14 protein-coding genes are annotated in these 22,049 nt (G+C 43.4%); 1 reads left to right on the forward strand and 13 read right to left on the reverse strand.

Annotation, left to right across the window (positions count from 1 at the left end):
* Window positions 1-2: 2 nt before the first annotated feature.
* The 3 genes from R7Q11_RS13105 to R7Q11_RS13115 form a co-directional block, all read right to left on the reverse strand.
* The gene (locus R7Q11_RS13105; protein WP_017634015.1) at window positions 3-1,421 is read right to left on the reverse strand and encodes an SLC13 family permease; all 1,419 of its coding nucleotides are present in this window, start codon (window positions 1,419-1,421) and stop codon (window positions 3-5) included.
* A 248-nt stretch (window positions 1,422-1,669) separates the two neighbouring features.
* On the reverse strand, window positions 1,670-2,134 hold the full coding sequence (locus R7Q11_RS13110) for a GNAT family N-acetyltransferase (protein WP_182017048.1): 465 nt from the start codon (window positions 2,132-2,134) through the stop codon (window positions 1,670-1,672).
* Between the two features lie 35 nt (window positions 2,135-2,169).
* Window positions 2,170-2,532 carry a hypothetical protein gene (locus R7Q11_RS13115; protein ID WP_017634013.1) on the reverse strand — a complete coding sequence of 121 codons (363 nt, stop codon included), beginning with the start codon at window positions 2,530-2,532 and terminating at the stop codon, window positions 2,170-2,172.
* 479 nt (window positions 2,533-3,011) lie between these two features.
* On the opposite strand from R7Q11_RS13115, the gene R7Q11_RS13120 reads away from it, so the two are divergent.
* Window positions 3,012-3,569 (forward strand): DUF3750 domain-containing protein, encoded by a 558-nt coding sequence (locus R7Q11_RS13120; RefSeq protein ID WP_132936634.1) that lies wholly within the window; start codon window positions 3,012-3,014, stop codon window positions 3,567-3,569.
* A gap of 51 nt (window positions 3,570-3,620) precedes the next feature.
* Here R7Q11_RS13120 and R7Q11_RS13125 read toward each other — a convergent pair whose 3' ends face one another.
* From R7Q11_RS13125 to R7Q11_RS13170, 10 genes are all read right to left on the reverse strand, one after another.
* Window positions 3,621-5,198 carry a sensor domain-containing diguanylate cyclase gene (locus R7Q11_RS13125; protein WP_005389121.1) on the reverse strand — a complete coding sequence of 526 codons (1,578 nt, stop codon included), beginning with the start codon at window positions 5,196-5,198 and terminating at the stop codon, window positions 3,621-3,623.
* Window positions 5,199-5,383: 185 nt separating this feature from the next.
* Window positions 5,384-5,854: a heme-degrading domain-containing protein gene (locus tag R7Q11_RS13130; protein ID WP_005377751.1), complete on the reverse strand. Its 471-nt coding sequence runs from the start codon at window positions 5,852-5,854 to the stop codon at window positions 5,384-5,386.
* On the reverse strand, window positions 5,851-6,891 hold the full coding sequence (locus tag R7Q11_RS13135) for an oxidoreductase (RefSeq protein WP_042522861.1): 1,041 nt from the start codon (window positions 6,889-6,891) through the stop codon (window positions 5,851-5,853). The genes R7Q11_RS13130 and R7Q11_RS13135 overlap by 4 nt, the downstream gene beginning before the upstream one ends.
* A gap of 11 nt (window positions 6,892-6,902) precedes the next feature.
* Window positions 6,903-7,676, reverse strand: coding sequence for a DeoR/GlpR family DNA-binding transcription regulator (locus R7Q11_RS13140; RefSeq protein WP_053306490.1), 774 nt, complete (start codon window positions 7,674-7,676; stop codon window positions 6,903-6,905).
* Window positions 7,677-7,853: 177 nt separating this feature from the next.
* A complete protein-coding gene (locus R7Q11_RS13145) occupies window positions 7,854-8,696 on the reverse strand; it encodes a phosphate ABC transporter substrate-binding protein (protein WP_213896343.1) in 843 nt (280 codons plus the stop codon).
* On the reverse strand, window positions 8,686-9,306 hold the full coding sequence (locus R7Q11_RS13150) for an OmpA family protein (RefSeq protein WP_053303115.1): 621 nt from the start codon (window positions 9,304-9,306) through the stop codon (window positions 8,686-8,688). The genes R7Q11_RS13145 and R7Q11_RS13150 overlap by 11 nt, the downstream gene beginning before the upstream one ends.
* Entirely contained in the window at window positions 9,299-10,612 is a 1,314-nt protein-coding gene (locus tag R7Q11_RS13155; protein WP_005377756.1) for a TolC family outer membrane protein, read from the reverse strand. The genes R7Q11_RS13150 and R7Q11_RS13155 overlap by 8 nt, the downstream gene beginning before the upstream one ends.
* Window positions 10,613-10,627: 15 nt before the next feature.
* Window positions 10,628-11,941 carry an HlyD family type I secretion periplasmic adaptor subunit gene (locus R7Q11_RS13160; RefSeq protein WP_021033865.1) on the reverse strand — a complete coding sequence of 438 codons (1,314 nt, stop codon included), beginning with the start codon at window positions 11,939-11,941 and terminating at the stop codon, window positions 10,628-10,630.
* Complete coding sequence (locus R7Q11_RS13165) at window positions 11,938-14,109, reverse strand: type I secretion system permease/ATPase (protein ID WP_225466503.1); 2,172 nt, start codon at window positions 14,107-14,109, stop codon at window positions 11,938-11,940. The genes R7Q11_RS13160 and R7Q11_RS13165 overlap by 4 nt, the downstream gene beginning before the upstream one ends.
* Entirely contained in the window at window positions 14,106-22,010 is a 7,905-nt protein-coding gene (locus tag R7Q11_RS13170) for an Ig-like domain-containing protein (protein WP_225466504.1), read from the reverse strand. Before R7Q11_RS13170 ends, R7Q11_RS13165 begins: the two co-directional genes overlap by 4 nt.
* Between the last annotated feature and the right edge of the window lie 39 nt (window positions 22,011-22,049).

Here is a 22,049-nt window from a genome sequence, read left to right on the forward strand (position 1 = left end):
TGTTATCCAATATGCCCAACAGTATGTAAAATCCACACCATCACAAAGCTGAGTAATACGCCAATCACGCCTAGCACGGCACCGATACGAGCCATTTGGCCGCTCTCGACATGCCCTGTTGCATGAGCTAACGCGTTTGGTGGCGTACTGATTGGTAACGACATACCGAGTGAAGCGGCAAATGTCACGACCAAGATCAGAGTAACTTCACCGCCGAGAGGCGTTAACGAAGCCATAGAGGTACCTAACGCAGCCATAATCGGCATCAGCAAGTTTGCTGTGGCTGTATGCGACATAAAGTTTGCCATTAACAAGCACAAGAAAGCCGCACCAAACAAGACAACATATGGCGAGAACTGATCAAACGGAATGCTGTGTACCACCAGCTTCGCAAGCCCGGTTTTATCTAGAGCAAGACCCAGAGCAATACCGCCTGACACCAACCAAAGCACATCCCAAGAGATTTTCTTCAAGTCTTCTTTGTTGATGATGCCCGTCAATGAGAACACTGCGACCGGAATTAATGCTACTGTGTAAGAATTCATTCCATGTGCAGAACCCATCAACCAAAGAATAATCGTGCCGGCAAAGGTGACGTAAACCATTATTGCTTTGGGTGTTTTCAAAAACTTGCTTTTAATGTTCAGATCGATGGTGGTTTGTTCGGCTTTATACAAAAAGCCAATCAGAAACCAGGCTAACGCCATCATCACAATAACGAATGGCACACCAAATACCATCCATTCACCAAACGTAATTAAGTTGTCACCAACCAAATATTTTAGGGCGATGGCATTCGGTGGCGTGCCGATTGGAGTACCAATGCCACCAATGTTGGCTGCAACAGGAATACACAAGGCGAATGCAATTCGACCTGGGTCTTTAGGCCCGAAAACCGCTATCACAGGGGTTAAAATGGACAACATCATCGCTGTTGTTGCGGTGTTTGACATAAACATGGAAAAAACAGCGGTGATCAGCATCAACCCCAGCATAACGAACTTTGGTTTTTGTCCAAATGGTTTGAGTAACACTCGGGCTAAGTTGACATCTAACCTGTACTTTGTCGCCGCCATAGCCAAAAAGAAACCGCCGAGGAAGAGCATGATAATCGGACTAGCGAAGGTCGCCATTATCTCGTTGTATTGTAATAGCTCACCAAAATGTGGCTGCCCTTCTTGCAAACGAAAGAGCACAATACCTTTATTTGATACAAGCAATAGCTCTAGGACAATGATCACAACCGAAGTGGCGTAGATTGGAATTGGCTCGAATACCCAGCAAAGTGCGGCAAGCAAGAAGATTGCAATCACTCTTTGCTGGACGATAGTAATGCCATCAAATGGGAACGCAGAGAGAGGCATTAACCAAACAAGCAATGGTATCAATGTTGGAACAACGTATTTGAGATAAGGGCGCATAGTACTACTTCTCTTCCTGAGATGGTTAGCCAGACACATTTGGCGTTTGGAACGCTATTACCCGCCGCAAAACCAAAACTTTCAGACTGTTTTTAAGCCTTCAGAGACGAAATGCGGTAATGGCGTTCCAGAGAAGATTATGTACACTGTTTTCAAACAAAACGTTGGTGCGAGATCAATGAACTCGTTTTCACATTGGAAAACATTTTATATCTGTGTTCAAGCTCACTAAATGCTCACTATTTAAGTTAAATATACTTTTCCATCATAAAGTTAGTTAAGGTTTCTCCCCTAACCTCAACACGTTGTCGAGACTTAACTGTGAAACCCATTTTCTCGTAAAAAGGTCGGGCGGTAATACTCACTTCAGAATACAGTCGTTTTATCCCCTGTACTTTCGCCTGTGAAAAAAGAAAAGACATCAAATCACGACCAACACCTTGTCCTTGGTATTCATGATGGCAAAAGAAATGATCAATCAAGCCGTCACCTTGCAAATCACAATAGCCAACGACCTGCCCTTCTATCTCCGCGACGTATGGTTGAGTATCGTCCATTTTTCGTTGCCACACATCGAGGTCAAAATCTGATGGTGCCCAAGCGGAAACTTGTGATTCCGTATAATCGCGACGATTAATGATTCGCACAGTATGGTAAAAGAGTGCCCACAGTGTTGGGGCATCCTCGGTGCGATAACAGCGTATTGAGAGCATCAATTTCCTCATTCCTATTCAATAAATACTAAGCATTAACGCAAAGTGATACTAGTGAACTCATCATTTTCAATGCCAATCACTAAAGGCTTCCCAATCTGATCACTGTTCATCAATACGGTAGTATTCAGCTCACGGCTTGATCTGCGTATATTGCTTTTCCTTATGATATGAATATTCACAATATAATCGGAATACTCCTTTGTGATTCCGCCGGAAAATTCTACGTGCTCACTTTCATTGTCTCGGACAACATGAAATTTTCGATTGGCTTGAATATCAGTACTGATGGAGGAATCACCATAGTTCAGCACAACGGACGTTGGTTCGCTATCTTGATTGGCAAAACAGCCAAATGCGAACATGCTTAATGCGAGTATACTTTTTGATTTAAACATTAATTATTCTATTTCTAGTTATTTTTCTGCTATTTGCATGACCAAACAGCACTTGTTCTGTGAGCGCCTATTGTGCCATAGCTGAACGCTGACTCTAAACGCGCAAAAAGATGAGCGATGAAAATTCCGCCCAAAACAAGCAAATGTGAGACAATGTGAGGGTCCCAAACTCACTCAATCAGTCAAAATCCACTGTAAACCTCTGTTTTTTAATGCTTTTAATTCATGTGGTCGTGTAAGGAATACATACAACCTCTTACTTTTTCATACGCAACTAGACGAATCGTTCGAGAAATACGGCATCGTCTATGCCACATGTTACAAATCGGCTTACCTTATTATTACGTATGAACTGGAATTATGGCACTAACTTCCCTCTCTCTTTTAATAAGGAGAGGATTTCAACTATCAGACTTGCCACGTTTTTATAGCTAAAATCAATAGAGCGTTACCAGCATCGGTTGGTCTAGGAGCAATAAATGAAAGACCCTCTCAACTTTACTCACCTTGTAAAAATTTGGCTCATGTCAATCGCGGTTATGCTGGGTGGATGCACTCAAGGAGATTGGCGTACCGCAAGCAGAGAACCTGCGGGTATCGCACCCGATCCTTCCAATGTCAAGCATGCTGTGATTGAGTTTTACGCCGCAGACGCGTTTGGTTGGCGAGGCTGGTTTGCCGTTCATACATGGTTTGCAATAAAGCCTGAAAATGCGAACGAATATACAGTGTATGAAGTAGTCGGCTGGAGAGTGAATCGCGGACAACCCGCTCTATATCAGTACCAAACTGGGACGCCAGATCGATATTGGTATGGTGCAAAACCAGAAAAGATCCTCTCCATACAAGGTGAAAAGGCCCGCCAGCTTATCCCTAAAATACAAAGTGTTATTAACCAATACCCTTGGGCTGAAGAATATACGCTGTTTCCAGGGCCAAATAGCAATACATTTCCGGCTTGGGTGGGTAAACAAATTCCAGAATTAGAGCTGAGCTTGCCGTTTCGCGCAATTGGTAGTGGTTACGCCAGCGATTAACAGCAAAGGTTAGTCACTGGCTCGTTTTATGTTCAGCATAAAGCGCAATATCTATTGTGCGTCGTCACCCAACTCCGTTCTATTTCTTCCATTATGTTTCGCTTTATAAAGTGCATTATCGGCGTCTTTCATTACCGCTTCAATTGGTGTGTCATTGCCTTTCCAGTGAGAAACGCCCAACGAAACCGTGACTTTACCAACCACCTGGAAGTCATGTTGTTCCACGTTGTGTCTAATACGCTCTGCAACATCCATAGCGTGGTTTACGTCTGTTTTTTCCAAAAACATCATAAATTCTTCACCGCCAGAACGACACAGGTGATCATTAGAGCGAGCTTGGTCTTTCATTAACTGCGCAAACTCTCTAAGTAAATTGTCACCCACGTCATGGCCATAGTTATCGTTTACGCTCTTAAAGTGGTCAATATCTAGCGCCAAAACAGAGAACGCGGTATTTTCCTGCTTAAACAAACCAAGAACTTTATCTAATCCACGTCGATTCAATAATCCAGTCATCGAATCTGTTAATGTATCCAGTTGCAGCTTATCAATGGTTTTTGACACGATACCAAATGCTTTAAGAAAGCTAAGCTTCAAATGTGAGACCTCAAAATACCAAGACTTAACCAGTTTGAGATCATCGATAGATGATGAATGTTCTTCGACACCTCGCACAGCACCAGCTAACTGCCAAAGTGGTCTAGAAATAAGAAGGGACAAGAACCAAATTAGCAGCAAAGTTAATAAACCAATTGGAATCGACTTAAGGAAAACATTCCACATCTGTTCATCTAGCACAGATAACGTCATCGATTTCGGGCGCTGAGCAACAATTCCCCACCCTGATGACTTTACTGGTGCATAACCAGCAAGCATTTCGACGCCGCGAGAGTTAACAATTTCTTTGTTACCGCTCTGCCCCATCGTCACCGCTTTGATTGCCTCATTATCGTCGATTACTTCACCAACTCTCGATTGATCTGGGTGATAAATCAGAGTGTTACTCTCATCGACAACGTAAAGGAAAGAACCATCTTTGTATGCGTGCTGGCTGAGTAACTCTGCGAGAATATTTTCTTTTTCTAGATAAATAGTGCCGCCGATATAACCTAAATATTCATTAGATTGAGAAAATATAGGGTATGAGATGGTTAACAAGTAATTTCCAGCGGGCGATATAAATGGTTCAGTAACAACCGGTGCTTGAGCGTTTAAAGACTGGCGTTTTCTTTCACCCACTAACCTTACACCTTTCACCTGAAGTGTTTCAGGTGATACAGAAATAATAACCCCTTTTGCATTAACGACAACCACGGAGTTAAATGATTTGGTTTGCGTTCTTAATCTCTCAGCCTCTTTATCAAGAAGCTGAGCGTCATGCATCTTGTCTTTTAGCACGTTCGCACTGTATTTTAGCTGCGACATTGAGCTTTCTATGAAAGAGTCTGTCATTTCAGACATTTTTTGGGCGTAAACACGGTTTGATTCTAACGTGTTATTGATGATGAGATCCCTTTGAACACGATAAATCGAGTAGAATGCGTTGATCAAAGTGACAAGCACACTGAACACACATAGGGTGACAATAAGATTTCTAAGATTGAGTTTTTCTTTTCTTCTAAAAGACATTGCCAATGGCCAACTTTGAAGGCTTTCTATATGAATGAGCGTATAGGTTATATGAAATTGATTTGATTTTCAGGTAGTAAGTTGGGATCAATGTTAATATTTGCTCACATTAAAGAACACTTTATGAGCTAAAAAGAGAATTCAGTAGCACGATAAAGAAACCGTGCTACTTTCATATTTGGCGTTTAAGAGGGTTTTGTCTCTGTCATCGTTTTTAATATCTCCACAACTAGCTGATGATCATCTAACTGCGGTAAACCCGATACCGTCACAACCCCAACCAAACCAGACCCAGAAAGCCGAATTGGGAACGCGCCACCATGAGCACAGTACTCACGAGCATCGAGATGAGGCTGGTTTTCGAAATCACGTTGCTTTTGCTTGTTGTACAGAGAAAGATAGTAAGAGCTGTGGCCATACCTTAACACTGAGTTTCGCTTCCTACGGACCCAATCTACATGATCAGCGCAGGTTCCTGCCATCGCGTATTGAAATAGCGTTTGTCCAAAGCCGTAAACCTCAATAGCAACAGCCGCGCCGCGAGCTTCAGCCTCTTCTTTTAGAGCGAGGCCGATAGACCACGCAATATGGTGATTAAATTCCGCCAACTGAAGTTCATGCTCTTGCAGGGCCACGAGTTCAAGCGTCAAACTCATGGTTTCACCTGAATCGTTTTACCCGTTTTACTGCTTTCCAATGCCATCTCAATCAGAGCGATATTCTGTACTGCTTGAGCGGCAGGAACCGGGTTATCAGTGCCCAAACGAATGGCGTCTGCCACACCAACAAAGTAAGCTTGGTACTCGCCTCTCTCCGTTTTGATAGTTTGCGCACCGTCTTCGTCGTAACGGACGCCGTATAACACCTCATCTTCTTCCGACCAAGCATCGTTTTCCGGCAAACGGCCTTCTTTTAAGTAGCCCTCTTGAGGATCTAATCCGAACTTTTCATATTTAGCTTCCGTACCCAATACTTTGTAGCGGAGATTCGGCTCTGGGCTATACAAGTTTGAATGCAAGTGCACAATATGCTCAGGGTAATGAAGTATCAAGTTGTAATAATCAATCGTCGTCGCGCCCGGACGCATCATTCGACATTGTGCGTCTATCGCATCTGGCAAGCCAAACAACACCAATGCTTGATCGAGAAGATGAGGAGCAAGGTCGAATAGAATACCACCGCCATCTTGAGCCTGCTCTCGCCATCGTTGACGAACTTCAGGGCGGTAACGGTCAAAGTGTGACTCAAACAGCTTTATATCACCTAACTTACCTTGTTCGATAAGAGATTTAACCGTGAGAAAATCTCCATCCCAACGTCTATTGTGAAAAACGCTCAGCACTAGACCTTTCTCTTCCGCCAAGGCGATAAGTTCATTACCGTCTTCTATACGAGTAACAAACGGTTTCTCGACGATGACGTGTTTCCCATTGTTCAACGCACGCTTTGCAAGTTCGTAATGTACGTCATTTGGCGCAGTAATGATTACAAGCTCTGCATCACTATCATCGAGTAAAGTATTCGCATCAGAAAACCACTTAGCATCTGGCCAATCATTTTGAACCGCCTCCTGTTGACGAGAGCTTATCGCGCTCAGCGTTAAATTTGGTAGCGCTTTAATGAAGGGTAAATGAAACGTTTTTGCTGAATATCCGTAACCAATCACAGCGGTTTTTACGGGATCGTAAGCCATTGTAAGATTCCTTATTTCGGTGATACAACAATACATTCAATATCATTGTGATCGAGGAGTTGTTGAAAATCTGATTGAGGGGGATGGTCTGTAATAATGATGTCGATCTTTGACAAATCACATACGTGGTGGAAATTGTCGCTACCAATTTTTCGGGATTCACAAACGACGATGACCTGCTGAGCTTGAGCAATCATCGCTTGTTTCATTGTTGCTTCTAACAAACTATTTGTTGTCAGCCCTCGGGATGACAACGCACACACGCCAATGAACGCTTTGTTCACGTGATAATGCTGCATTTGCTGCTCTGCTTGCGCCCCTAAAACTGCTCTGGCATAAGGGTCAAAGTGTCCGCCTAAGAAATAAACGTCCATTGTGTCGTTTGTCTCAGCAGCGGTCAGCACATCAATGCTGTTAGTAACGACGTTGAGCTTGTTTTCTCCACAACGCGCTTTTCCTGCATAGAGTGGGAGCAGAGATAAAATGGTGCTGGTATCAATAACAAGATGGTCGCGCTCATCCAACAACGCTGCGGCAGATTGAGCCAGTCGATGTTTAACGTCACTCACGGGTCGACTCGCGTATGCCTCGGTATGGGAAGAGATCGGCGCAAGCATGACACCACCTCGTATTCTTTGTAACCCAGGTTGCTGACTCAACTTAACTAAGTCTCGGCGAGCTGAATCTCGCGAGATACCAAAGTACTCACAAACTTCAGACAACGTTACTTTGTTTTGCTGCTCCAGCTTCGCTCTGAGTGCTACGAGTCTTTCTTCTTGTGTCATAACTTAAATTCACTTAAGTAGTTTTAAGTAAACTTGCCACAATGATAGAAAAATTACCAACAAAACCACTTACAACCAACTCAATTGACCAAAGGTTAACCAAAGATAAATGAGCAGCAAGGCAAACTTCCTAGAGCGGTACGTTCACTCAAGCCCACATAGTTAGGCGTATGAAGTTTATTTATACCCGTTTAAAACAACTGGCTCATCTAGCCCTAACTTCACCCTATTTATTTTAATAAGCGCTTTTGGTAGTGGAATAAACCCAGCATTTCGTACCTGTTGTGTATTGTTGTCGGTTGTAAGGAGTTCAAATAGCTTTGATTTTTTGATCTTCTGATTAGTGTCGAATTGTTTATTTATATAAACGTAATAGACCACGGAAAATGGATAGCGAAGAGAATAGATGCAATCTGTGCTCAAAGAGCATGAGTCATCGTTATGATGAACAGAGAGAGCCTTGTAGCTCGACCACTGTTCTGAGTATTTAAAATCGGAGTATCGCATATAAGCTTTGGCTGACAAGTCGTCGCTTAAAGCCCGTTTCAATCGGTCTTCATCAAGCATTTGAATCGATGATTGACAACCATTAGAGCTCACATCTGGGTTACTTAAACGCATCTCCCCGAAAGCATACGTATTTGCATCACAGCGTTTCAATTCACTAACGGAAACACTATCTACCGTACTCTTTTGACTATTGATTACGACAATAGCGTTTGCCATTAAAAACAAACGTGTAGGCCTGTGGCCTCTTTCTCGTTGAAATCGGGAGATGTTTTCATCTGACCATTTCTTAGATGTGATCGCAATAGAGGCTCCGTCATTTAGCATGTCGTTAAAACCACCAGACTGAGATGCAAGCGCTACATTTACACTTGGCTCATCTATCAATGTTTCTATCGTTTCTAGTATCTCTGGTTCGACAAAAATCGATGTTCGAGCCTCAGAGTCAGCAAATGCCAGCGGTGAAATCAAACATGAAGTTAGAGCAAGGAAAGGCAAGACTTTAATTTTCATAATTCAGCTCCAACTTCGAATTAGGTGTCAACTCGCTGTCCGAACTAAATATAGTCCACGCTTGTTCAGTACTTTCAGCTTTCGTGTTTACAACAGCAATTGTGCGCCTTTCCCGTTTTTTTAGTTGTACCGTCAATGCCGTATTCTGATAAAACTCTTGCTCTTCAATTCGATTATCTTGAATGCCGTTTCTCACTAGCAATTCTCGTATAGCTGCCGTCCTTTTCTTTGCCAACGCTTTGTTGTATTCGAGTGACGCTTCAGGGCTTGTGTCTCCTATCAGTATGACTTGCGCATTTGGGTTACTCTGAAGCAGTGCTTTCAACTCGCTTAGCGGCATATCATGAGATGGCGTTACCTGATGCTCATCCATCGCAAAGAAAAAGCTGATCAGGTGTGTCTGCGAGTCGTTGACCCAATTCGCACAGCCTTCACTGTCAACAACCACACCTTTTGGCGTATCTGCGCAGTTATCTCGTTGGTTTATCACGCCATCACTATCATTGTCTTTAAGGTCGTTGTACTGGTAAGTGGTCAACGTCGTATTCGGTGATTCAGCACAGCCTGCTAACATGAAAACTAGAAGACTCGTCACTGCGAATTTATCCATTATTGTTCTCCTTCCAGTTCTCTGGATACTCAACTCGCAACGCATAAGTCAGAATCCCCATCGAGTTGAATAAACGGTAAGTGGCAACCAAATGATCGTACTTTGTTCGGGTGTAGTTCCGTCTCGCAACAAACGTTTCAACTTTGGCATCTAATACATCTAACAAACTGCGTCGCCCTACATTGAACTGCTGGATGTACCCTAATTCAGTTACTTTCGCCGCATCAACGTTGACTTTTAAAAACTCCATTTGCTGTTGAAGCAATGTATGTGCGTCCCATGCCAGCCTTACACCTTCATTCGCATCTAGTTCTGCATTTGCTCGAATAGCCCTCGCCTCCTCTACTCGCCAGGCAGATGACTCCACTCGGGAGTCTGTAGAAAAGCCGTTAAAAAGATCGTAGTTGACCGTCAGCATAACCTTTGCATCTTCGTTAATGCCTTCAATATTATCCACGTTGTCTGTTTTGTTGGCTGACAGCTCAAGCTTGAGCTCTGGGTAGTAATCCCCCTTTTCTCTTTTTACTTCATGTCGAGCCGCCTCTAAATCTTTCATCGCTGACTGTATGGATGGGTGCAACCTAACCGCTTGTTTGAGTGCTTCGTCAAGCTTATTCGGAAGCAACTCCTGCGGGTAAACAGGTTCAACTAAGTTTTGCGGCGCTCGACCAACCAAACGTACAAATCTTGTTCTAGCATCGGAAAGATTGTTTTGGGCGGCAATCAATGAGGACTGTGTTGTCGCGACACGCGAAGAAACCTGCGCTAAGTCGGAGTTGCTGGTTAAACCTTTTTCTTTTTTATCTAGAATGAAACGGTAGATCTCTTGGTGTTCATTTAGGTTTCTTTCTGTCAGTTTCATCAACTCTCGGGCATGTAAAACATCCACATACGCTCTGACAGTATCTAATGCAACATTTTCCGCAGATGCCAATAAGTCCAAGCGTTCAGCTTCAGCCTCGTAAGATAAGCGATCAACGTCAGCACTTGTTTTAAATCCATCAAATAACAGTTGGGAGATTCTTACGCCCATCTCCGTTCTTTCTAATGTTCTATCTTCACTGTCGATGTAGTTTCCGTTGTTATATCGAGTACCTTCGTACCCTGCTGCTGCATACAAATTAACCTGAGGAAGAAATGAACCATTTATGGCATTTCGGTCTCGTACCATCGACTCATAGCGAGAATAGCGAGCAAGCAAACTTGGGGAGCTATCGAGAGATAACGTAACTGACTCTTCTAAAGTCAAAGCGTTTGGCGACGATGATACTGCAAACAAGACCAATAACGTTGATTTAAGCCGCATCTTATATCCTTATGTCTATCTTTCTCTGAGCGAATTCTCTTTCGCACGTAATATAGGTTTTAACCAATAATTCAGTACTGTTTTTTCTCCTGTAAGAATGTCTACCACAACCTGCATTCCCGGGATGATCGTAAACTTATCATCAACCTTGAAAGTAACGTTGGCACGGTAGTAGGCATTGCCCTCTTCATTTTGAAGTGCATCGGCGCTTACGTAGGTCACTTCTCCTTCTAGGCCTCCGTAAATGACAAAGTCATAGGCAGACAACTTTACCGTTGCCGGCAGGCCAGGCCTTATAAAGGCGATATTCTGAGGAGAAATTCTCGCTTCAACGATTAACGTGCTATTACGAGGGACTATTTCTAAAATAGGCTCACCCGGCTTAACCACACCTCCGATGGTTCTGACAAAAACATCTTTGATGGTTCCATCGACCGGAGAAAGTAACTGCGTTCGATTCAACTGATCCGCAATCGCCTGACGACTTTCATTGAGCTGCGCTAGTTGCGTCACAACTTCATTGAGCTGCCCTTGTGCCTCTGCCCTAAAAGCAAGCGCAGTACCACGATAATCTGCGATGGATTCAGAATACACAGCCCTTTGCTTTTGGGCAGCAGCTTGTGAACTCGCGATGTCTCCTTTGAGCTTTATAACGTCTCTATTCAGTTTTAATAATTCCACTTCAGCCACCGCGCCACTAGAAACCACCTCTCTCAGCATATCTCGCTCTTTCGAGACAATAACCAGACTGCTTTTTAGTGTTTGAATGGTATTCAAGGTATCTAGATAAGCTTGCGATTGTTGCTCAATTCGCAATTTAGCCTCCTCCAGCTCAGACTCCAGTTGGCTCAACCGCTCAAGATAGTTTGCTTTGGCATTCAGATAGGCAGAGTGGCCGGTCATCGAAATATCAAATGGCTGAGGCTCGATACTCACTTGTTGTTTCCAATCCAGTTGGAGGCTATTCACTTTTACCGTTTCTAATTCAATTTGAAGCCTCTGCTTTCTGGCGAGCAAAGATTCTACTTGTTCAGAGGTCTCCGAATAGGTCGACTTAAACCTTGTATCATCCAGAATGGCGATGGTTTGCCCCTTAGTGACGCTTTCACCAGGCATGACAAGTAACTCCTTTAGAATGCCTCCCTCTAAGCTCTGAATCGTCTGAACAGACAAAGTAGGAACAACTTTTCCTTCGCCGACAACCACTTCGTCTAACCTCGCCCACGAGGCCCAAATAATCACACTCAGCACTAACGCGGCAGACAACCAAATCAACGTTCTCGAACGGTTTGCTAAATGAGCATTACTCCAACGAACTGTGCTCATCATTGACCTCCTTCGCGTACAATTGATACTGCGCGTACTCTGTTCGTCTTCGCGTTAGACTGTTGTTTAGCAAAAATTTCTTGGGGCGCTCCTTCCCTCAAAATTGTGCCTTTATCAAGCACAACAATTCGATCACAAAGCGATAATAAGGAATGTTTATGAGAGCTAATAATCATCGTCGTCGAGTGCGGCAACGATTTAAGAGCATTAAACAATGCATTCTCAGCAGGCTGGTCTAAGGAACTGGTTGGCTCGTCTAAAATTAATGCTGCTGGGTTTCCATAAAAAGCTCTTGAAATCGCTACAGCTTGCCTTTGCCCCCCCGACAAATAACGCCCTCCTTCTCCGACTTGCGTTTCTAGACCATGAGGAAGGCGACTCATGTACTGGTTCAAACCCGATAATTCTATCGCACGGCGTAAACGTTCTTGATCAATAACATGATGTCCTAATACTATGTTTTCCATAATGCTGCCGTATATAAGATGCGAATCTTGGCCAACCCAACCCGTTTTCTCTCTTATCAATTCGGCGGGCCAAAGCTGACTGTCAATGTCATCAAAATAAACGCTACCCTGTAAGACACTGAGTTGATTGGTAATAATAGAAAGGAGTGTAGACTTTCCTGCTCCTGCACTACCAATAACGCCAACGCGTTCGCCTTGCTTGATAGTAAGATTAATATCTCTCAAACATGGCATATCAACATCTGGGTATTGGAAGCTCACGTTTTCTAAACGTATATTCCCTGTAAATTCGGCAGACGTAATGACCTGACTGCGTTGCGCCTCCTGAGGTAAAGACATGATAGAATTTAAGCCTTCAACCGCTGTTTTTGTCTGTTGATAGCGAAGTAACAGCATAGCTAACTGGTTAATCGCCCCTGCAGCACGACCGCTAAGCATGACAATAGCAATGAGCCCCCCCATGCTGAGCAATCCCTCAGAAATTCTGTACACGCCTGTTACAAGTAACATTACGGTAATTATCTGCTGGCTAGATTGAATGGAGTAAGCAACGATATTCGAATAGTTTCGCGATTGATTTTGCCAATCAGAAAGCATGGATACCGTTTGCTCCCAACGCTTTTGTGCTTCTCCCGTAGCGTTATTTTGCTTAATCTCTTTTAAAGAGGACAATGAATCAAACAAGTGAGCTTGTCGCTTCATGGATAGTGCAGCACTTTCCGTATGTGATTGTTCTATTTTTGCTTTTACCGCAAAGCCAAGGATCAGCAGGGTAAACATGACGGCAATAGGTATGAACATCATTGCCCCACCTAGCCAACCTATTAAGACTAAAAATAACAACGTAAATGGGAGATCAACTAAGGTCACAAGAGATGCAGAAGTAAAAAAATCGCGAACACTATCAAAATCTTGTAGTTGTCGAGCGAATGCACCGACTGATGCAGGACGGTGTTCAAGTTTCATCCCCATAACTTTAGAAAAAAGTATCGAAGAAAGCTTGTTATCGATGTACTTACCCGCGGTATCAGTGACAACTCCCCTTGCTTTACGCAATAGCCAATCAAAAATAATGATGACGGAGACACCAGCGACCAAAACCCATAATGTACTGAAAGCTTGATTAGGCACTACACGATCGTAAACGTTCATAGTGAAAAGCGGAATAACTAGCGCTAGCGTATTGATAAGGAAAGAGGCAATCAAAAGATCTCGATACCACGGAGACATTTCTTTCACTACGGCGAAAAGCCAATGTTCATTATAATCCGCTTGAATAGAACTTATCCGTTTGTCCAGCTCTGGACGCATAGAAACTTGCCATGCTTGAGGCTGGAATTGATTATGCAGTTCCTCGATCGTGACGTATTGCGTTTCACCTTGATCTTCACTAAATAACGTGACTTGATAATCGCTGTTATGTCGCTCAGATATAATAGCGGGTTGTAACGTCTTCCTATTGATTACCACCAATGGAAAGCTCAACATTGCGGTGGATTTTAAATCGATTAATGTGAGTTCAAGATCGGCTCGCTCAGCGGCTCTGATGAATAAGTCACTATCCAATCTACCCTCAACAAGAGGTAATCCAGAAAGCACCTTTTTTGTATGGTGTCTAACCTCAAAATAGCGCATCAACCAAGTTAACGATTGCCCCCAAGGATCGTTAGTCAGCTCACTTGATGAGGATGAGTGATGCTTCATGACATACCACCTACTAGCAAGTTGTTGTCATCAATCATCTTCTGTAAGACATTTTCTTCGGCTACGCCAGTCGAGTCACCTTTGTAAAGCTGATCGAGAGTGACGCCCTGCATAAGAATCTGTTGTTTTGTCCCCGTCTCTTCTGGTTTTATGTGAAGCGTTACGCCATCATCATTCTCTGTTAAATCGAGCTTATTATCGACTTCTGTTATCGAGGTAGCGGTGATTATCGAGGCGATGTCAATTGTGTCATTATCATCACCAATAACGGATATTTGGAAATCGTTGATCACATCGTACGAGGGCTTTAACTCGTTACCGAGCCCTGAACTGTCAAACTGGAATACATCGCTGCCACTTCCTCCAATAAGCAAATCATTAGCATCTGTCGCAAGTAATGTTTGGCCCCCTTCTTCCACTAAGGTAACATTGACTGTCTGAGCAGCACCTTCTGCGACTGTAGCACCCAGTGTTGCAATCGGTTTTATCGACAACGTAAAATCACTTGCACCGCTAAACCCGCCAACGATGGAAAGATCAGCGACATCCTCTTGATCAACAGTATAAATGCCGTTCAATCTTTCACCATGACTCAACTCTAGATCTGTTGGTAATCCGCGAATCTCCACACTTCCAAACTCTTCGGGTGCAGGATTGACTAAATTCATGCTCAACCCCAAAGGAATACTCCCAGACGCTTCAGACACAATAGACTGATAATCGGCCGTTAGTGTTGGCTCATCAGTTTCAGGGGTAACAACAATGGTTAGATCGGTAGTTTGCACATCTCCAAAATCGGTTTCGAGTGTCTCTGACACTATCGCTTGATCAAACGTTCTAACATTGAGAGCAACATCCATCGTTCCAAATGCATCCTTCGGAATGAACTCCAAACCTGACACTTCATTTGCTCGCACTAATACCGTCGCCACGGCATTGCCCGCGTCATCGAAGGTAAAGGATGAGAATTGAGTTCCAATACGAATCCTACCTAAGCCTTCCAATGCAGAGGGTTCAGAGCTTGCTTTGATCAACATTGACACTTCTATATATTCGTTGCTATTTGTTTCAAAACCGCTCGCTAAAAAGTCAATCGAAATGGAATCACCTTCATCTCCAGTGAACGTGTTAGAGGTTGTATTCAACGATACATCATCGCCAATCGGTTTTACGCCGACGTTGAACTGAGAAGTGGTATAGTTATAGTCGTTTGATCCAGACTCTTGGGTAATAGCTTGCAGTGTTAATGAAATATCCCCACTAAAATCTAGTGGCGGTAGAAAGTAAACCTTATCAAGTTGTGCTTGAGTTAGCTGCCACTCCTTGCTCTCACCATCCGTTGAACCGTTATCAGGGAGTAATTCGAACGTCCCATTACTGTCCCAAACCAACACGGCTCCGTCTGGCACTCCTGTCATGACCAAAGACATCGACTCAGAACCATCTTGATCGATTAATGATGCAGATAAGTTTCCTAAATAAATATAATTATCTTCATCACCAACTACGTCTTCTGTTTCCAGAACCGCTTTATCAACCACTGGGGCAATGGTAACGGTAACTTCTGTTGATTTAGTTTGAGTATCTTTCGCACTGTCAGTACTTAAACAACTTCCCGTGACTTCATCAGTAATGTTTGCGTCAACGGAAATAACAAGCTCTCCACTGTAGTTTTCAGGTGGGATTAACTGAATTTCGTTTAGACGCGTAACATCTGTCACTACCCATGTTCCATCACCGTTGTCAATGAGTAGGCTCGGGTCCACGGCAGTAAACCGCGCATTCTCGTCAGACACCGATAAAGAAACCCAATTGACACTTTCAAGGCCAGTCGCTGCGTCACCTTCTCCAGTAATGGACTGCATTGGTCCTTCACTATCGCCCAATACAAGAGCAAGATTCAGGTTGGTTATAGTATCTTCTTGAACCGTAACTTGGCTTGGTGCTATCGCGATATCATCGACAACAGGAGAGATTTGTACCGTAATGGTCTGAGCGGTTGTTTTCGAGTCACCATCGCATGGGGCCGTTTCTGTCACTTCTAAATTGAAAGTAATGCAACCAGCAAAGTCCTCATCCACGCCAGTAAGCGTCAAGGAAGACAATCCAGCGCTAGAAATTGAATAACCCAACAGATTGCCCGCATTATCATAAGCAGGTATCACACCTTCGCCAGTAAGCTCGACTCCTTCAGGTAAAGAATCTGCGGCGACAAAGAAGGAAACTAAGTTACCATCACTACTCGCTACATCAGGGTTTAAAAACGCCCCAATTGAGACATCTTCACCTTCTTTACCTACAATATCCCCACTTTGAACGCTTCCTGGTTCACCAGGATCAGCACACTGGTCTCCATCTCCTTCATGGCCAGTAATTTGAATTTGGAACTGACCTGTGATGTATTGAGCATCCGTTCCATCTCGAACATACGCTAACACATTCACATCAAGTATCTCTGTATTAGATGGGCTATAAATCGATGCGCTAGCAAGCAAATCTTGAGCGGTTTCCAACACGCTATCACTTGTGATTCCTTCCATTGGAATCAGCCAGTTCCCATCGGCATCTTGAGAAGCACCATTCGGATCAGTAACAATGAGGTCTTGACCCTGCGGTATCTGTAAAACGATGTAATCGAGATACTCTGAACCATCAATATCCGCTTCTGTAAATGTAATGCCTCCACTCACGTCAACAGCAGACCCATCCGTACTTGTGAATACTTCAGTCGCGCCTTCTAAACGTGTTTTGTCAATATCTTCATTACCAATATCCACTTTTCCAGAAACCACGACGCTCAAAGAGCCATTGATTGCCTTTACATCAGTCTCCATCGTAGGAGACGTGTCTGTCACTTCGTACTGAACTTCCAGGCTAAACGTCCCACTTAGGTCTTCATTAGCTTTTACAGTGATTCGTCCACTGTTTAACAACTCAGATAATGTTGCCGAGCTACCATCAAGTAGTTCATTGAGTTCTAACGGTAAGTTACTTTCCTCTACTGCATTACCATCAAAGTAAAGCGTTAAGCCATCTGGAATGGATACAATGGTGTATCCTGTCAAGGACTCACTAGAATCTATATCTTGATTAACGACAGGCTCAAGATTTAGTGTGATGAAATTGTCCTCAATACCATTGCTTTGTAATTCTTGGCCGTCAGTTTGATCAACAATAGGTGAGATTTCCATTTCCACTTTAAGAGGGGTTTCAGCAGAATCACCATCCGGCTCTGTTGAAACGACGATAACATCCATGCTCAGTGTTCCACTAAAATCTTGCTCTGTTTTGAGGTAAGTGTTTTCAAGAACAGCGTTTGAGACCTGATAAACTGGCCCCGTTATTGGGTCCACGTAAGCAATTGGAAGAACAATAGGGTCACCATTTACATCTGTCAGTTGTGTTCCCAAAGGGATGTTCTGAAGCAAGATATTAATTTCTTCTGATAGATCGTCGTCTGATGTCTGGATGATAAAATCCAGTTGTATCAGGTTATCTTCGTCTAACGTAGAGAGATTACTAATTACTTTAGTCGCTTGATCATATTGCCAATTCCCCTGTCCACCATCTAGGACAATTGGTTCATCGACCACGCCTTTTAGCTTAATGTCAATGGTTGCAAATTGGCTCTCGGCGGTTTCATTAAGAGGTGCTAAGCCATCAATAGTCGACTCTGTTGAAATGGCGGTTACTTGAAGGGATAGAGATTCAGTAAATGAGCTGATATCCGATTTTGGTTGAAGTAACGCCTCTGAATTGGCTAGAGCATTGGAGGTCACTAGGTAGGTATTAATACCGATAAGCGTAATCCCAGCTCCGACAGGCAATGTCCAACCATCTTGAACTTCTATGCGATAAGACAGAGACTCCGAGCCATCTGTGTCAGTGAGCCGCCCTAAGATGTACTCTTTTAAGTCAATCGCTTGGTCTTCAAGCCCCTGAATGTTTTTAACGGTCAGCGTAGGCACATCGGCATCTGGAGATATATCGATAACAACTTGCTCAGTAATCTCCGCTGTTTTATCTTGCTCATCGGCAAACACACTACCCGACTCAGTCGTTACTGCCGTTACATCAAAAGTAAATCTTCCGGCTAAGTTTTCGTTAGATGTGATTTCAATTTGATCTAACTCGGATTGGCTATACGCTTTCCCTTCCTCAATAGCACTTCCGTTAAGTGTTAATATAAGTCCATCTGGAATATTCGAAATTTGGTAGTGGAGCGTTTCAGAACCGTCTTGGTCAAACTTTTCAGCGACAATATTGAGTGAAAGTGATTCAGCGGAATCTTCAACACTTTGATAAGAAAAGTCCGAATCATTAGACCACTCTGGCAAATCTGCAACCGGTAAAACGTTAACATTTAACGTATTATTGCCTTGTAATACAAAACCATCCGGTTCGACATCAGATACGATTAATGCAGACACTGCTAACGAAACTTTGATAGTGTTGCCCGACAGGTTTAGTGCTGGTTGATAAGTGAGATCACCATTTGGAACAGTGAATATACCCACCCCCATTAGCTCTGTACCAGAAAGACTAATAAATCCGTCATTATCATCATCTTCAAGGCGCGCTCCGTCTAAAAACAGAGCCCCTCCTTGTAGAGATTCAACAGAGATCCTTATCGCTTCAACACGCTCATTATTCTCCGTATCCCCAGGAGAAACTCTAATCGGTAACGCGACTGGCGTAGGGTCTCCACTGTTATTCGCGCCATTATCTTCTAACGTATCTACATTAACGGTTCGAATAAAGCCCCTGGCATCATCAAGAATTAATTGAGCTTCACTGCTTGCTTGGTCACCGTCTGCATCCGTCACAGTTATCGTTAGATCATCAAGCAAACCACCTACAGGCGTATTAACAATAAGCTCGGTAGTTAGCGTAAATGTCCCATCTTGAGCAATAGTCAGCGTTCCATATTTTAAGTTACCATCACTACTATTGATTAAATCGATGGTCCAAGCATCATTGCTAAATACCGAACTCGCCGTATCGTATGTTTCACCTGCATAGGTCAAACTTGAAATCAACGTGCCATCTGAACTGATTAAGTCGGCATTATTGCTAAACCAGTTTCCCGAAAACTCATCCCCCTCGGTAAGTTCAATTTCTATTGGTGAGCTTGTGTCTTCAGGGATATCATCCACTACACTAACGGTATATGTCTCAGCTTCAGACTGGTCGCCATCCTTATCAACGGCATAAATTGAAAAACTGAGTTCTAATGTGTTCTCGTCCGCTGGAACACCGTCAGGTTCATCGTGTTCAAGTGCACGGTATAGATCAAACTCGACAGTCCCATCGGTATTAAATCTAATTCTAAAGACGTCTTGCTCGCTTTCATCTCTTGCATATAACCAACCATTCGAGTCCGGTGAATCAAGCGAAACCAGGCTACCACTACTTGTTTTATAGCCGAGCGCATTGAACATATCGATATTCACGCTCACACTGGCGATAGAGTCTGAACCTTGTAATAGCGTAATGGATGGTGACGAGCCCTCGATGCCAGAATCAAGCGAATCATCATTCAACCCGCTTTCATTGACTGTGATTCCCTCTGTAATTACTAGTTCCGGAAACAAGCCATCATAGACCAGTATGTTGGACTCCGTAGAGATCTCGCTTCCATCAGAATCTCTCGCCACGATGGGCATAGAGATCGACAATTGCGTCCCATCACCTAAAACATGGTCAAGCGAGTGATAAAGCTCTACAGTTACATTAACAGTAGACGTATCATTTGATGGCAAAGAGAAGTCACTAGGTAACGTGACCCTAAATACAACGTCTCCAGTGTCTGAAATTGCGTCAAAGCTTCCATCATTGTTATCGTACCAAGTGACAGCCTCTCCGTTATAAGTAACAGCATCACCAAGCGTAGTTTTGACAGTATCTCCATCATTTATGTCAACACCCAGATACACAATCGGATCGAATGATGACGTAACTATCACATCCGTATTCGCTATGGCTGAAACCCCATCAGGAGCAATGTTTGTATCGACAGGTGTTTCGGTTAACTCGACATTGCCACTATTGATTAGCGCTTGTCCATTGTCGTTATCTATCACATTAATGTCTAAAACGACCGACGTGTTATCTTGGTCTGAGTCCATTGCAGTAACAACGAGAGGTACGTTTGGATCAGTATTTTCTTGTTGGTCGAGAGCCTGAAAAAGCTCAAAGGAGTAGGTAATGTCGCTATTTGCATCAATAGGTAATGAAGCATTGAGGGTAGCTTGAAAGATGGGAATCTGAGTTTGCCCATCTTCGTCAAGAATATAACCATCAAGTGTTTTGCCATCCGCAGAGACTTGATAAAGCACAACTTGTTCACCACTCGTCAACAAGGGTTGTTCAGAGACGATGAACGACAAAGATTCGAGGTAATCACTGCCAACCTCAACTTGAAAATTCCCTGAGCTCAACACACTTCCATTTGCGAGATCAGATTCTTTTACTTCTACCCCATTCAAATTATTTAAAGTTGGGTCTGCACCATCCTTTAGAACATAATCAATTTCATTCTCTACAAGCGGTGTGGCATCTAAATCTACGCCGCCAATGGTCAACGGGAAAGTGACCGTATCACTGCTATTGAATTGATCGATAGGATGCTCAAGAGTAAGCGAAATTGAAGCTAATACATCATCACCCGATTCAACGCCACTCAATGTTAACGTAAATACAGTGACACCATTGGCAAATGCTGTGATTTGCTTTCCACTGGAGCTTAACGTGTAGCTAAGCTCATTATCAGAGACTGAGCTTGTAAGCCCTAATGCTTCTAACTTAGTAATAGATGACCCACCGAAATACAAACTACTCGGATCCGGATTGTCAGATCCCGCGACAATATTAACAGTTCCTTCAGAGTTCAGTATCGGGCCATCCAAAGGGACTTCTGTTACGTCTATAGTCGCATTGCCTACGTAACCTGCTTGTCCATCAGTAATGTCAATGGTCGCGTTAGCCAAGCCATAGTCTTGGGAGTCATCTGCAGCTAAATAGCTGAAAGAAACACTTTGCTCGACCGAATGATCTAGGTTTCGATCTGCATCAAACTGCCAAGAGCCATCAGAAAATACGGTTAATTCGCCTTTTTCTAAACTAAAACTTACGGATCCCCCCTCTAGAATTGACTTCTGCTCCCCGCCAGCCTCTACAAATTTCACATAAAGTGTTCCATCAAGATCAATATCATTTTCAAGTAGATTGCCCGTAATTGTTTGATCTTCTACGACTGAGTATGTGTCATCTCTAATCACCGGATCAGAGTCATAAATAGTAATCGTTAACGGTGCCACAACCGTCTCTTGTGTACCATCAGCATCACTTTGAGTGCTTTCAACCAATACGTTAGTCACCAGCTCATCTTGACCTACACCATGATCAATCGCTTCATAAAAAGTAATTTGAACCGTACCATCATCATTGACTTCTGCTGAGAAAACTAATCGGTCGTCAGTCGATGTTCCTTGTAAGCTCAACCCATCTTCTGCAACAACAACGTTAATAGATTGACCGACCGATGTAAGCGCACTCAAACTTGGTTGCTCTGCATGCAGTGCTGGCACACCATTTTCTATGTTGATGGCTGCCGAGCTGCTTTGCTCACCAAAAAATCCAACGATGTTTTCAGAAAATACCGTTGAACCGGGTAGCACTATTGTCGGCATGGTATCGACCGCGTGGTTGCCGGCGGCATCCAACACTTCTGCTTCAATGGTCCACGTGTTGTTTAGATTGAGAGTGTTTACGTCAATTCCGGTTACTGTCCACGAACCTGAGGCATCAACGAGGCCAGTAAAATTCAGCGTGCTGTCTCCGTCACTTACCCGAATCGTCACTGCCAGACCTTGCTCTACACCACTGGTTGTCCCTCTCATTTCCGTGACTATACCCTCACGGAAATCATCAATGGCAAG

The organism is Vibrio sp. 970 (genome assembly GCF_033339075.1).

Coding starts and splice junctions, on each gene's coding strand:
- R7Q11_RS13105 (WP_017634015.1), bottom strand. CDS start 1,421: ATGCGCCCTTATCTCAAATACGTTGTTCCAACATTGATACCATTGCTT.
- R7Q11_RS13110 (WP_182017048.1), bottom strand. CDS start 2,134: ATGCTCTCAATACGCTGTTATCGCACCGAGGATGCCCCAACACTGTGG.
- R7Q11_RS13115 (WP_017634013.1), bottom strand. CDS start 2,532: ATGTTTAAATCAAAAAGTATACTCGCATTAAGCATGTTCGCATTTGGC.
- R7Q11_RS13120 (WP_132936634.1), top strand. CDS start 3,012: ATGAAAGACCCTCTCAACTTTACTCACCTTGTAAAAATTTGGCTCATG.
- R7Q11_RS13125 (WP_005389121.1), bottom strand. CDS start 5,198: ATGTCTTTTAGAAGAAAAGAAAAACTCAATCTTAGAAATCTTATTGTC.
- R7Q11_RS13130 (WP_005377751.1), bottom strand. CDS start 5,854: ATGAGTTTGACGCTTGAACTCGTGGCCCTGCAAGAGCATGAACTTCAG.
- R7Q11_RS13135 (WP_042522861.1), bottom strand. CDS start 6,891: ATGGCTTACGATCCCGTAAAAACCGCTGTGATTGGTTACGGATATTCA.
- R7Q11_RS13140 (WP_053306490.1), bottom strand. CDS start 7,676: ATGACACAAGAAGAAAGACTCGTAGCACTCAGAGCGAAGCTGGAGCAG.
- R7Q11_RS13145 (WP_213896343.1), bottom strand. CDS start 8,696: ATGAAAATTAAAGTCTTGCCTTTCCTTGCTCTAACTTCATGTTTGATT.
- R7Q11_RS13150 (WP_053303115.1), bottom strand. CDS start 9,306: ATGGATAAATTCGCAGTGACGAGTCTTCTAGTTTTCATGTTAGCAGGC.
- R7Q11_RS13155 (WP_005377756.1), bottom strand. CDS start 10,612: ATGCGGCTTAAATCAACGTTATTGGTCTTGTTTGCAGTATCATCGTCG.
- R7Q11_RS13160 (WP_021033865.1), bottom strand. CDS start 11,941: ATGATGAGCACAGTTCGTTGGAGTAATGCTCATTTAGCAAACCGTTCG.
- R7Q11_RS13165 (WP_225466503.1), bottom strand. CDS start 14,109: ATGAAGCATCACTCATCCTCATCAAGTGAGCTGACTAACGATCCTTGG.
- R7Q11_RS13170 (WP_225466504.1), bottom strand. CDS start 22,010: ATGAGAGGGACAACCAGTGGTGTAGAGCAAGGTCTGGCAGTGACGATT.